The sequence below is a fragment of the Rhizobium sp. SL86 genome, assembly GCF_026672545.1.
In the GTDB taxonomy this organism is placed as follows: domain Bacteria; phylum Pseudomonadota; class Alphaproteobacteria; order Rhizobiales; family Rhizobiaceae; genus Neorhizobium.
On the sequence record NZ_JAPPRJ010000001.1, the window covers coordinates 1,887,856 to 1,900,468 of the forward strand.

The following is a 12,613-nucleotide window of genomic DNA, read 5'->3' on the forward strand; positions in this document are numbered from 1 at the left end:
CGATGAACATGGCGGCCTCCCATATCGATGCGAAGACGATCGCTCCCGGGGGGAGGCCGCTTGGCCTGTTTGCCATCAATCTCGACCGTTCGCCGGACCGGTGGGCCGAGATCGAGCGCGGTTTCGGTAACCTGCCCTGGCCGGTCACCCGTGTGAAGGCCGTCGATGCCCGCAAGGATGCGCAAGAGGTGCTGGCCGTTCGCGGCACGGCGCTTCAAATGCCGCCGCAGGCACTCGGATGGAACGCACACCGTAACCGGTTGTTCATGTTGACGGAGGAGGCTTGCCTTGCCGGTCACGTGATGGCCTGGCGGCAGTTCCTGGCATCGGATTTCGAGCATGCGATCATTCTCGAGGACGATGCCGTGCCGCTCGCCGGCTTCGCAACGGTGGTGACCGATCTTCTCGGCAAGGGTTTCGATGCGGATGTCGTCAAGCTGGAAGGCATCTACCGAGCAGGCGGCCGAAAGGTTTTGCCGCTGGGTGCCGTCGGTGATCGTCGTCTGGTGCGTTCGCTGCGCCCGGTCTCGGGGGCTGCGGCCTATCTGATCACGCGCAAGGCGGCACAACGCCTGCTGGAGCGGATCGGAACGGTGCTGATCCCGGCGGATGATTTCCTCTGGGCGCCGTCGTGGCACGGCCTGAAGGTCGCGGATGTCGCGCCCTTCGTGGTCATGCAGTCCGGGGCGGCGAGCGTGATCGCCACCGGGCGGTCGGCAAAACAGGCGGCGCGCAAGCCGTTCCTGCGCGGCCTTTCGACCGCCGTTCGTCGCGGCGTCGAGCGTGTCGCGCTCCTCTGGTCCGCCTGCGAAGGCCGACCTCACAGACTGTTGAATCCAACCATGGCGCCGTGGGTGCCGGATGATTATAACCTAGGAAACAGAACGGCGGTGACCGCCGAGGATCAAAGGTCCAGCAATGGTTGAACTTGCTCTCCCGAAAAATTCCCAGATGACCGAAGGCAAGACCTGGCCGAAGCCGGCCGGGGCGAAGAACCTTCGCGAATTCCGCATCTATCGCTGGAATCCGGATGACGGCCAGAACCCGCGCATCGATACCTATTACGTCGATATCGACGATTGCGGTCCGATGGTGCTGGATGGTCTCCTCTACATCAAGAACAACATCGACCCGACGCTGACGCTGCGCCGTTCCTGCCGCGAAGGCATCTGCGGTTCCTGCGCGATGAACATCGACGGCGCCAACACGCTCGCCTGCACCAAGGGCATGGACGACGTGAAGGGCACGGTGAAGATCTATCCGCTGCCGCACATGCCGGTGGTAAAGGATCTCGTGCCGGATCTGACCAATTTCTACGCCCAGCATCGCTCGATCGAACCCTGGCTGAAGACTGTTTCCCCGACGCCGGCCAAGGAATGGAAACAGAGCCACGACGACCGCCAGAAGCTCGACGGCCTCTACGAGTGCATTCTGTGCGCCTGCTGCTCGACCTCCTGTCCGAGCTATTGGTGGAACGGCGACCGTTATCTCGGCCCGGCTGTTCTGCTGCAGGCCTATCGTTGGCTGATCGATAGCCGCGACGAGGCCAAGGGCGAGCGTCTGGACAATCTGGAAGATCCCTTCCGCCTCTATCGCTGCCACACCATCATGAACTGTGCGCAAACCTGTCCGAAGGGTCTGAACCCGGCCAAGGCAATTGCCGAAATCAAGAAGATGATGGTCGAGCGTCGCGTCTGACGTGTGACCTGAAATGGCCTTGACCTCGCGCAGATGTGTTCCATCTGCGTGAGAACGGCCTTGAAATGGAGCGGGTTCCGTTTCAGTGGCTTGATTTGGCACGACCTTTGACGGTAATTCTGGAACACACGTCAGCGTCGTGCGGGCAGCGCGCATAGTGGGAGCTTGGTGATGCAATTCAGATATGTGGTGGCCGGCGTAGTGGTCGCGATTTCCTTGGCCGGTTGCCAGCGTACCTCGTACAATCCCTATTCCGATCTGCCGTCTCCTGCACCGCTGCAGGCCCAGCCGGTGCCGAGCGTGCAGTCCGGGGCGCTGCCGCCTCCGGGCGCTGCCGATCCGTCGCAGTTCCCCGCCGCTCCGACGACCGGAAACACTGCCGTCGCATCCCTGCCGCCCGGTTCCTCGGATGCTCCGCCGACGGCACTTGATGTGACGAAGGAATCGATGGTCGGCAACTGGCGTGTGTCGAACGGCGGCACCACCTGCGACATGTTCCTGACGCTGACCAATCTCGGCAGCGGTTCGCGTGGCGGTACGCGCGGCTGCGCCGGCGACCTGACGGCCATGGGCTCCTGGGAAGTCAACGGCAAGACCGTGCTCTTTAAGAACCGCAATGGCGACATCATCGGCCGCGTCTACAAGAGCGCCGATACCCGCTTCGACGGAACCACCAATTCCGGCCAGCCGATCAGCCTGTCACGCTAAGGGCGCCCGTCCCGCGTCCGGCGCATAGGACCGCCCCATGGCGAAACTCCCCGATTACAACAACAGTGTCAGCGACGAACTGACGTCGCTGACGGCTGCCGGTACGCTGCAGCTCGACCAGGCGCAGATGGCGGTGGCTGCCAAGCTCGATCATGTTCTCTCGCAACTGCGCAGCCGCGGGCCGGCCAAAAAGACCAGCGCGCTCGGCTGGCTGTTCGCCAAGAACAGCAAGCGATCCTCCGAGACGATCCGTGGTCTCTATGTCTACGGATCGGTCGGGCGCGGCAAGACCATGCTGATGGACATGTTCTTTGCCAAAGCAACCGTGGCGAAGAAGCGTCGTTGCCATTTTCACGAATTCATGGCGGATGTGCATGCGCGCATCCATGCGCATCGGCAGAAGCTGAAGGCCGGCGAAACGAAGCAGGCCGATCCCGTTCCGCCGGTCGCGGCGGATCTCTTCGCGCAAGCGGAACTGCTCTGCTTCGACGAGTTTTCCGTCACCGATATCGCCGATGCGATGATCCTCGGCCGACTGTTCACCGAGCTTTTTTCGCTCGGCTGCGTGCTCGTCACCACCTCCAACGTCGCGCCGAACGATCTTTACCGCGACGGGCTGAACCGCGGGCTCTTCCTGCCGTTCATCGAACTGCTCAAGCAGTATGTGGACATTACCTCGCTCGATTCCCCCACCGATTACCGGATGGAGAAGACGGCAAGCCTGCCCGTTTACGTGACGCCGCTCGGCGGGCAGAGCGAGATCGCCATGGAGAACGCCTGGCATCAGGTGACCGGCGGCGCCAAGGCTCAGCCGACAGAAATTCCCCGCAAGGGCCGGGTCATCAAGGTTCCATGTGCGGCAGGTCGGGCGGCGCGCTTCAGTTTTGCGGATCTCTGCGAAAACCCGCTCGGCGCCTCCGACTACCTGGAGATCGCCGCAAGGTTCGACGTGGTCTTCGTTGAGGGCGTGCCGCAGCTCGGGCCAGATAAGCGCAACCAGACGAAACGGTTCATCAACCTCGTCGATGCACTTTACGACAAGACCGTGCGGCTTTTCGTGTCGGCGGCGACGGCGCCTGACGCACTGCTGACAGAAAGGCGTGGTACCGAGGGCTTCGAGTTCGATCGGACGATTTCCCGCCTGTTTGAAATGCGCAGCCCCGACTATCTTGCGCTGCATCATGAAAAACGCAGCGGAAGTTAACAATTTTCTGACACAAATTCTTACGTTTACGTAAGAATTTTATGATCTAACCGTTTGAAATTACTGCGTCCCAAATAATCGATTGCCTTTTTCTGGCAATGAAGCTAATCGAGGTGCCACATCGGTCGACAGGTCCCGTGCCGGCCGTGCATTCCAATGGAGAGGAAGCATTTCGATGGCTCGCAAGAAGATTGCACTTATTGGTTCCGGCATGATCGGCGGCACGCTGGCTCACCTGGCCAGCCTGAAGGAGCTGGGCGATATCGTCCTGTTCGACATTGCCGACGGCATTCCGCAGGGCAAGGGTCTCGACATCGCCCAGTCCGGTCCGGTTGAAGGCTTCAATGCCAAGCTCTCCGGCGCCAGCGACTACGCTGCCATCGAAGGCGCTGATGTCTGCATCGTCACCGCCGGCGTGCCGCGCAAGCCGGGCATGAGCCGCGACGACCTTCTCGGCATCAACCTCAAGGTCATGGAACAGGTCGGCGCCGGCATCAAGAAATATGCCCCGAACGCCTTCGTGATCTGCATCACCAACCCGCTTGATGCCATGGTCTGGGCGCTGCAGAAGTTCTCCGGCCTGCCGAAGAACATGGTCGTCGGCATGGCCGGCGTTCTCGACTCGGCCCGCTTCCGTCTCTTCCTCGCCGAAGAATTCAACGTATCGGTTGAAGACGTCACGGCCTTCGTTCTCGGTGGCCATGGCGATACCATGGTGCCGCTCGCACGCTACTCCACCGTTGCCGGCATTCCGCTGACCGACCTCGTCAAGATGGGCTGGTGCACGCAGGAGCGTCTCGACCAGATCATCCAGCGCACCCGTGACGGCGGCGCCGAAATCGTCGGCCTCTTGAAGACCGGTTCGGCCTACTACGCTCCGGCCGCTTCCGCCATCGAGATGGCTGAATCCTTCCTGAAGGACAAGAAGCGCGTTCTGCCTTGCGCTGCCCACCTCTCCGGCCAGTACGGCGTCAAGGACATGTATGTCGGCGTTCCGACCGTCATCGGTGCCGGCGGTGTCGAGCGCGTCATCGAGATCGACCTGAACAAGGACGAAAAGGAAGGCTTCGAGAAGTCGGTCGGCTCCGTTGCCGGCCTGTGCGAAGCCTGCGCCACGATCGCGCCGTCCCTGAAGTAATCGCCTCCAAGGCCAAAGATCCAAGGATCAGACGATGAACATTCATGAATACCAGGCCAAAGCTCTCCTGAAGGGCTACGGCGCACCGGTCGCCGAAGGTGTGGCGATCCTCTCTGCCGACGAGGCAGAAGCTGCCGCCAAGCAGCTTCCCGGCCCGCTCTACGTGGTCAAGAGCCAGATCCATGCTGGCGGCCGCGGCAAGGGCAAGTTCAAGGAACTCGGCCCGGACGCCAAGGGCGGCGTTCGCCTCGCCAAGTCGATCGACGAAGTCGTCGCTCACGCCAAGGACATGCTGGGCAACACGCTGGTGACGGCCCAGACCGGCGAAGCCGGCAAGCAGGTCAACCGCCTCTACATCGAAGACGGCGCCGACATTGCCCGCGAACTCTACTGCTCGCTGCTGGTCGACCGTTCGGTCGGTCGTGTTGCCTTCGTCGTTTCGACGGAAGGCGGCATGGATATCGAAGCCGTTGCCCACGACACGCCGGAAAAGATCCACACCATCGCGATTGACCCGAAAGCCGGCGTCACGGCCGATGATGTTGCCAAGATCTCGGCTGCACTCGCGCTCGACGGCGCTGCCGCCGAAGACGCCAAGTCGCTGTTCCCGGCGCTCTACAAGGCCTTCAACGAGAAGGACATGGCTCTTCTCGAGGTGAACCCGCTGATCGTCATGACCAACGGCCACCTGCGCGTCCTCGACGCCAAGATGTCTTTCGACGGCAACGCCCTGTTCCGCCACGACGACGTCAAGGCGCTGCGCGACGAGACCGAAGAAGACGCCAAGGAAATCGAAGCCTCCAAGTGGGACCTCGCTTACGTGGCGCTCGACGGCAACATCGGCTGCATGGTGAACGGCGCCGGCCTTGCCATGGCGACCATGGACATCATCAAGCTGTACGGCAAGGAGCCGGCAAACTTCTGCGACGTCGGCGGTGGCGCCGGCAAGGAGAAGGTGGCGGCTGCCTTCAAGATCATCACGGCTGACCCGAAGGTCGAGGGCATCCTCGTCAACATCTTCGGCGGCATCATGAAGTGCGACGTCATCGCGGAAGGCGTGATTGCCGCCGTGAAGGAAGTCGGCCTCAAGGTTCCGCTCGTCGTGCGCCTCGAAGGCACGAATGTCGAACTCGGCAAGAAGATCCTGAACGAATCGGGCCTCGCCATCACGGCAGCTGACGACTTGGACGATGCGGCCAAGAAGATCGTCGCGGCGATCAACGGCTAATCGGAAGGACCGGAACGACAATGTCCATTCTCGTAAACAAGAATACCAAGGTCCTCGTGCAGGGCCTGACCGGCAAGACCGGCACCTTCCACACCGAACAGGCGCTCGCCTATTACGGCACGCAGATGGTCGGCGGCATCCACCCGAAGAAGGGCGGCGAAAACTGGACCGGCTCCAAGGGCGAGACCCTGCCGATCTTCGCAACCGTTGCCGAAGCCAAGGAAAAGACCGGTGCGGATGCATCCGTGATCTACGTTCCGCCGGCAGGTGCTGCGGATGCGATCATCGAAGCGATCGACGCCGAGATCCCGTTCATCACCTGCATCACCGAGGGTATCCCGGTCATGGACATGGTGCGCGTCAAGGCGAAGCTCGACAAGTCGAAGTCGCGCCTGCTCGGCCCCAACTGCCCGGGCATCCTGACGCCGGAAGAATGCAAGATCGGCATCATGCCGGGCTCCATCTTCCGCAAGGGTTCGGTCGGTATCGTGTCCCGCTCGGGAACCCTGACCTATGAAGCCGTGTTCCAGACCTCGAACGAAGGTCTTGGCCAGACGACGGCTGTCGGTATCGGCGGCGACCCGGTCAAGGGCACCGAGTTCATCGACGTCTTGGAAATGTTCCTGGCCGACGAAGCCACCCAGTCGATTATCATGATCGGCGAAATCGGCGGTTCGGCGGAAGAAGATGCGGCGCAGTTCCTCATCGACGAAGCCAAGAAGGGCCGCAAGAAGCCGATGGCCGGCTTCATCGCAGGCCGTACCGCTCCGAAGGGGCGCACCATGGGCCATGCCGGCGCTGTTGTTTCCGGCGGCAAGGGTGATGCGGAATCGAAGATCGCGGCCATGGAAGCGGCCGGTATCAAGGTTTCGCCGTCCCCGGCACGTCTCGGCAAGACGCTGGTTGAAGTCCTGAAGGGCTGATGCCACATAAGAGGCGCTAATTCATAAGCGCTAATTAAACTTTTGGCAGGCGAATCATTCGATGGTTCGCCTGCCTTAGCCGCACCAGAGACACGTCGTATTCTGGCCGTGGTTCAAGCATGACAAGCGATGGTCGGCGCTTTCCAAGATCCGGCCCCAAAGATTACGTCAGGAGGCGGGCGCCACGTCCGCGTAAGCACCATGGCACGGCAAGAAGCCAACGAGCAGTTCCTCATCACCTCCTTCCTCGACGGCGCCAATGCTGCCTATATCGAGCAGCTTTATGCGCGCTACGAGGAAGATCCGACGTCTGTCGGTCCCGAATGGCAGTCCTTCTTCAAGGCGCTGGGCGACAATCCGGACGATGTGAAGAAGGCGGCAAGCGGCGCCTCCTGGCAGCGCAAGAACTGGCCGATCCCGGCCAATGGCGAGCTGGTCTCGGCACTCGACGGCAACTGGCCGGTCGTTGAAAAGGCGATCGAAAAGAAGGTGCAGGCCAAGGCGGAAGCCGCAGCCTCCGCATCCGGCAAGGCTGTTGATCCGGCGGCCGTGCTGCAGGCGACCCGCGACAGCGTGCGCGCCATCATGATGATCCGCGCTTACCGTATGCGGGGCCACCTGCATGCCAAGCTCGATCCGCTGGGCCTTGCCGCGCCGGTTGACGACTATAACGAACTGTCGCCGACCGCTTACGGCTTCACCGAAGCCGATTATGACCGCAAGATCTTCATCGACAACGTGCTGGGTCTCGAATACGCGACGATCCGCGAGATGCTCGACATCCTGCAGCGCACCTATTGCTCGACGCTCGGCGTCGAGTTCATGCACATCTCCAATCCGGAAGAAAAGGCCTGGATCCAGGAGCGCATCGAAGGCCCCGGCAAGGGCGTCGAATTCACGCCGAACGGCAAGAAGGCGATCCTGCAGAAACTGGTCGAGGCGGAAGGTTTCGAGCAGTTCATCGACGTCAAGTACAAGGGCACCAAGCGTTTCGGCCTTGATGGCGGCGAAGCGCTGATCCCGGCGCTGGAGCAGATCATCAAGCGCGGCGGCCAGGAAGGCATGGAAGAAATCGTTCTCGGCATGGCCCATCGTGGCCGCCTGAACGTTCTGTCCCAGGTCATGGGCAAGCCGCACCGCGCGATCTTCCACGAGTTCAAGGGCGGTTCCTTCAAGCCCGATGAAGTCGAAGGTTCGGGCGACGTGAAGTACCACCTCGGTGCCTCCTCCGACCGCGAATTCGACGGCAACAAGGTGCACCTGTCGCTGACGGCCAACCCGTCGCACCTGGAAATCGTCAACCCGGTCGTCATGGGCAAGGCCCGCGCCAAGCAGGACATGCTGACGAAGAGCTGGGAAGGCGACATCGTTCCCTTGAAGGAACGCGCCAAGGTGCTGCCGCTGCTGCTGCACGGCGATGCCGCGTTCGCCGGCCAGGGCGTGGTTGCCGAAATCCTCGGCCTGTCCGGTCTGCGCGGTCACCGCGTCGCCGGTACCATGCACTTCATCATCAACAACCAGATCGGTTTCACCACGAACCCGGCCTTCTCGCGTTCGTCGCCCTATCCGTCCGACGTCGCCAAGATGATCGAGGCGCCGATCTTCCACGTCAACGGCGATGATCCGGAAGCGGTCACCTATGCCGCGAAGATCGCTACCGAATACCGCATGAAGTTCCACAAGCCGGTGGTTGTGGACATGTTCTGCTACCGCCGCTTCGGCCATAACGAAGGCGACGAGCCGGCGTTCACGCAGCCGAAGATGTACAAGGTCATCCGCGCCCACAAGACGGTGACCGAGCTTTATGCCGAGCGCCTGATTGCCGAAGGCCTGATCTCCGACGGCGAGTTCCAGAAGATGAAGGCCGATTGGCGCGCGCATCTGGAGCAGGAATTCGAAGCTGGCCAGAGCTACAAGCCGAACAAGGCAGACTGGCTGGACGGTCAGTGGTCCGGCCTGCGCTCCGCCGACAATGCGGACGAACAGCGCCGCGGCAAGACTGCCGTGCCGATGAAGAGCCTGAAGGACATCGGCCGCAAGCTGGCGACCGTTCCGGACGGCTTCAACGCGCACCGCACGATCAAGCGCTTCATGGAAAACCGCGCTCAGATGATTGAGACGGGCGAGGGCATCGACTGGGCCATGGCCGAGGCACTGGCCTTCGGTTCGCTGGTCACGGAAGGCCACAAGGTTCGCCTGTCCGGCCAGGATTGCGAACGCGGCACCTTCTCGCAGCGTCATTCGGTTCTCTACGATCAGGAGTCCGAAGAGCGCTACATCCCGCTCGCCAACCTCGCGCCGAACCAGGCCCGCTACGAAGTCATCAACTCGATGCTCTCGGAAGAGGCGGTTCTCGGCTTCGAATACGGTTATTCGCTTGCTCGTCCGAATGCGCTGACGCTCTGGGAAGCCCAGTTCGGTGACTTCGCCAACGGCGCACAGGTGGTGTTCGACCAGTTCATCTCGTCGGGTGAACGCAAGTGGCTGCGCATGTCCGGTCTCGTCTGCCTTCTGCCGCATGGTTATGAAGGCCAGGGTCCGGAACATTCGTCGGCTCGTCTGGAGCGTTGGCTGCAGATGTGCGCCGAAGACAACATGCAGGTCGCCAACTGCACGACGCCGGCCAACTACTTCCACATCCTGCGTCGCCAGATGAAGCGCGATTTCCGCAAGCCGCTGATCCTGATGACGCCGAAGTCACTGCTGCGTCACAAGCGCGCCACCTCGACTCTGGCGGAAATGGCAGGCGAAAGCTCGTTCCACCGCCTGCTGTGGGATGATGCGGAAGTCATCAAGGACGGCCCGATCAAGCTGCAGAAGGATGCCAAGATCCGTCGCGTCGTGATGTGCACCGGCAAGGTCTATTACGATCTGCTGGAAGAGCGCGAAAAGCGCGGCATCGACGACATCTATCTGCTGCGCATCGAACAGCTCTACCCGTTCCCGGCCAAGGCGCTCATCAACGAGCTGTCCCGTTTCCGCCATGCGGAAATGGTCTGGTGCCAGGAAGAGCCGAAGAACATGGGCGCCTGGGCCTTCATCGACCCGTACCTGGAATGGGTGCTGGCTCATATCGATGCCAAGTATCAGCGCGTCCGTTACACGGGCCGCCCGGCTGCCGCTTCTCCGGCAACCGGCCTGATGTCGAAGCATCTGGCACAGCTCGAAGCCTTCCTCGAAGACGCGCTCGGCGGCTGATTTCAGCCGCTAGCGCCTTCACTTGCGAAACACGACATCGGATCAAACACGGAAACAGAACATGGCAACCGAAATTCGCGTCCCTACTCTCGGCGAATCCGTCAGCGAGGCAACCGTCGGCACCTGGTTCAAGAAGGTCGGCGACACGGTGAACGCCGACGAGCCGATCGTTGAGCTGGAAACCGACAAGGTGACCGTCGAAGTGCCGGCACCGGCCTCCGGCGTGCTGACGGAAATCGTTGCCCAGGCCGGCGAAACCGTTGGTCTCGGCGCGCTGCTCGGCCAGATCGCCGAAGGCGCTGCAGGCTCCGCAGGCGCATCCGCTCCGGCCGCAACGCCTGCTCCGGCTGCTGCCCCTGCCGCTCCGGCTCCGGCCGCCGCACCGGCACCCGCTGCAGCTTCGGCCATGCCGGCCGCTCCGGCTGCTGCCAAGCTCGCCGCCGACAACAATATCTCGACGGCCGACGTCGATGGTTCCGGCAAGCGTGGCCAGGTGCTGAAGGGTGACGTTCTCGCCGCCATCGCCAAGGGTCCGGTTGCTGCTGCCGCACCGGCTGCTCCGGCAGCGCCGCGTGCACCGTCCACGACGGAAGATGCCGTACGTGAAGAGCGCGTGAAGATGACGCGCCTGCGCCAGACGATCGCCAAGCGCCTGAAGGACGCCCAGAACACGGCTGCCATGCTGACCACCTACAACGAGGTGGACATGAAGGCGGTCATGGACCTGCGCAACAAGTACAAGGACGTGTTCGAGAAGAAGCACGGCGTGAAGCTCGGCTTCATGGGCTTCTTCACCAAGGCCGTCACGCATGCGCTGAAGGAACTGCCGGCCGTCAACGCCGAAATCGACGGCACCGACATCATCTACAAGAATTATTGTCACGTCGGCATGGCTGTCGGCACCGACAAGGGTCTCGTTGTTCCGGTCATCCGTGATGCCGACCAGCTGTCGATCGCTGGCGTCGAGAAGGAACTCGGCCGTCTTGCCAAGGCAGCCCGCGACGGTTCGCTCGGCATGGCCGACATGCAGGGCGGCACCTTCACCATCACCAATGGTGGCGTCTACGGTTCGCTGATGTCCTCGCCGATCCTCAACGCGCCGCAGTCCGGCATCCTCGGCATGCACAAGATCCAGGATCGCCCGGTCGTCGTCGGCGGCCAGATCGTCATACGTCCGATGATGTATCTCGCGCTCTCCTACGATCACCGCATCGTCGACGGCAAGGAAGCCGTCACCTTCCTGGTGCGCGTCAAGGAAAGCCTGGAAGATCCGGAACGTCTGGTTCTCGATCTCTAATAACCAATACAGGAGGACGAGATGGACCAGGTTACAGCACTCGCCACGCCCTATCTCGCGTTGCTGGTTCTTTCCGTGGTGCTTCTCGTCCTCCACGTCATGCTGCAGGGCTTTTTGGCCACGCGTGAACTCGGCTCCCAATGGAATGCCGGGCCGCGCGATGAAGGCCTGAAACCCAAATCGCCGCTTGCCGGCCGCGCCGAACGCGCCTCTTCGAATTTTCGCGAAACCTATCCCGCCTTTGTCGGTCTGATCCTCGCGCTCGCCTTCTACAGTGATGCGAGCGGCTGGGGCCTGATCGGCGGATGGATCTGGTTCCTCTGCCGGATCGCCTATATTCCCCTTTACCTCGCCGGCATTCCCTATATCCGCTCGCTGGTCTGGTTGGGGTCGCTTCTTGGCCTCGGCCTCATGATTATCGGCCTGATGGTCTAGCAGAACGCCAAGGAATCATCCGATGAGCGAACACCCCGTCCTACTTGTCACCGGCGCAAGCCGCGGCATCGGCGCCGCATGCGCATTGAAGGCCGCCGAACAGGGCTGGTCCGTGCTGATCAACTACGCGCAGAACGAGTCGGCTGCCCGTTCGGTCGCCGATGCCATCGCGGCAAAGGGCGGCTCCGCCCGTATCGTGAAGGGCGATACCGGCACGGAAGAGGGCATCGCCGCGATCTTCGATGCTGTCGACCGGGAGTTCGGCCGGCTGGACGGTCTCGTCAACAATGCCGGCGTCGTCGACCAGACAGCCCGTGTCGACGAGATGTCGCGCGAACGCCTCGATCGGATGTTCGCCATCAATGTGATCGGCAAGATCCGCTGTGCCTCGGAAGCTGTTAAACGTATGTCCACCCGCCACGGCGGCAAGGGCGGCGCGATCGTCAATATCTCGTCCATGGCCGCCGTGCTCGGCAGCGGCGGACAATATGTGGATTATGCGGCCGCCAAGGGTGCGGTCGATACCTTCACGATCGGGCTGTCGCGCGAAGTCGCGACGGAAGGCATTCGCGTCAATGCGATCCGGCCCGGCATCATCGATACCGATATCCATGCCTCCGGCGGTTTGCCGGATCGGGCAAAAGATCTGGCACCTTCGGTGCCCATGCAACGCGCCGGCTCGGCGGATGAAGTGGCGGAGGCGGTGCTGTTCCTCCTGTCGCCACAGGCATCCTACGTGACGGGTGCCATCATGAATGTCAGCGGCGGCAGATAGACCGCCCAG

The 12,613-nt window shown here is 62.0% G+C and carries 11 protein-coding genes; all 11 read left to right on the plus strand.

What is annotated here, in order from left to right:
• The first annotated feature begins 8 nt into the window (after positions 1-8).
• The 11 genes from OU993_RS09385 (at position 9) to OU993_RS09435 (ending at position 12,604) form a co-directional block, all read left to right on the plus strand.
• On the plus strand, positions 9-926 hold the full coding sequence (locus tag OU993_RS09385) for a glycosyltransferase family 25 protein (protein ID WP_268156468.1): 918 nt from the start codon (positions 9-11) through the stop codon (positions 924-926).
• Complete coding sequence (locus OU993_RS09390; RefSeq protein ID WP_268156470.1) at positions 919-1,698, plus strand: succinate dehydrogenase iron-sulfur subunit; 780 nt, start codon at positions 919-921, stop codon at positions 1,696-1,698. The genes OU993_RS09385 and OU993_RS09390 overlap by 8 nt, the downstream gene beginning before the upstream one ends.
• A 171-nt stretch (positions 1,699-1,869) precedes the next feature.
• Positions 1,870-2,406 carry a protease inhibitor Inh/omp19 family protein gene (locus OU993_RS09395; RefSeq protein WP_268156472.1) on the plus strand — a complete coding sequence of 179 codons (537 nt, stop codon included), beginning with the start codon at positions 1,870-1,872 and terminating at the stop codon, positions 2,404-2,406.
• Positions 2,407-2,443: 37 nt separating this feature from the next.
• Positions 2,444-3,610, plus strand: coding sequence for a cell division protein ZapE (gene zapE, locus OU993_RS09400; protein WP_268156474.1), 1,167 nt, complete (start codon positions 2,444-2,446; stop codon positions 3,608-3,610).
• Between the two features lie 175 nt (positions 3,611-3,785).
• A complete protein-coding gene (gene mdh / locus OU993_RS09405; protein WP_268156476.1) occupies positions 3,786-4,748 on the plus strand; it encodes a malate dehydrogenase in 963 nt (320 codons plus the stop codon).
• 34 nt (positions 4,749-4,782) lie between these two features.
• The gene (gene sucC / locus OU993_RS09410; RefSeq protein ID WP_268156478.1) at positions 4,783-5,976 is read left to right on the plus strand and encodes an ADP-forming succinate--CoA ligase subunit beta; all 1,194 of its coding nucleotides are present in this window, start codon (positions 4,783-4,785) and stop codon (positions 5,974-5,976) included.
• A gap of 20 nt (positions 5,977-5,996) precedes the next feature.
• Positions 5,997-6,899: a succinate--CoA ligase subunit alpha gene (sucD, locus tag OU993_RS09415; protein ID WP_268156480.1), complete on the plus strand. Its 903-nt coding sequence runs from the start codon at positions 5,997-5,999 to the stop codon at positions 6,897-6,899.
• Positions 6,900-7,100: 201 nt separating this feature from the next.
• A complete protein-coding gene (locus OU993_RS09420) occupies positions 7,101-10,097 on the plus strand; it encodes a 2-oxoglutarate dehydrogenase E1 component (RefSeq protein ID WP_268156482.1) in 2,997 nt (998 codons plus the stop codon).
• 61 nt (positions 10,098-10,158) lie between these two features.
• Positions 10,159-11,394 (plus strand): 2-oxoglutarate dehydrogenase complex dihydrolipoyllysine-residue succinyltransferase, encoded by a 1,236-nt coding sequence (gene odhB / locus OU993_RS09425; protein WP_268156484.1) that lies wholly within the window; start codon positions 10,159-10,161, stop codon positions 11,392-11,394.
• Between the two features lie 21 nt (positions 11,395-11,415).
• A complete protein-coding gene (locus tag OU993_RS09430; protein WP_268156486.1) occupies positions 11,416-11,829 on the plus strand; it encodes an MAPEG family protein in 414 nt (137 codons plus the stop codon).
• 22 nt (positions 11,830-11,851) lie between these two features.
• Complete coding sequence (locus OU993_RS09435) at positions 11,852-12,604, plus strand: SDR family oxidoreductase (protein ID WP_268156488.1); 753 nt, start codon at positions 11,852-11,854, stop codon at positions 12,602-12,604.
• The last annotated feature ends 9 nt before the right edge of the window (positions 12,605-12,613 follow it).

What these genes read in the sequence shown, in the direction of transcription:
- OU993_RS09385 (WP_268156468.1), top strand. Translation starts at nt 9, where the DNA reads ATGGCGGCCTCCCATATCGATGCGAAGACGATCGCTCCCGGGGGGAGG.
- OU993_RS09395 (WP_268156472.1), top strand. Translation starts at nt 1,870, where the DNA reads ATGCAATTCAGATATGTGGTGGCCGGCGTAGTGGTCGCGATTTCCTTG.
- OU993_RS09435 (WP_268156488.1), top strand. Translation starts at nt 11,852, where the DNA reads ATGAGCGAACACCCCGTCCTACTTGTCACCGGCGCAAGCCGCGGCATC.
- sucD (WP_268156480.1), top strand. Translation starts at nt 5,997, where the DNA reads ATGTCCATTCTCGTAAACAAGAATACCAAGGTCCTCGTGCAGGGCCTG.
- mdh (WP_268156476.1), top strand. Translation starts at nt 3,786, where the DNA reads ATGGCTCGCAAGAAGATTGCACTTATTGGTTCCGGCATGATCGGCGGC.
- sucC (WP_268156478.1), top strand. Translation starts at nt 4,783, where the DNA reads ATGAACATTCATGAATACCAGGCCAAAGCTCTCCTGAAGGGCTACGGC.
- OU993_RS09430 (WP_268156486.1), top strand. Translation starts at nt 11,416, where the DNA reads ATGGACCAGGTTACAGCACTCGCCACGCCCTATCTCGCGTTGCTGGTT.
- OU993_RS09390 (WP_268156470.1), top strand. Translation starts at nt 919, where the DNA reads ATGGTTGAACTTGCTCTCCCGAAAAATTCCCAGATGACCGAAGGCAAG.
- zapE (WP_268156474.1), top strand. Translation starts at nt 2,444, where the DNA reads ATGGCGAAACTCCCCGATTACAACAACAGTGTCAGCGACGAACTGACG.
- odhB (WP_268156484.1), top strand. Translation starts at nt 10,159, where the DNA reads ATGGCAACCGAAATTCGCGTCCCTACTCTCGGCGAATCCGTCAGCGAG.
- OU993_RS09420 (WP_268156482.1), top strand. Translation starts at nt 7,101, where the DNA reads ATGGCACGGCAAGAAGCCAACGAGCAGTTCCTCATCACCTCCTTCCTC.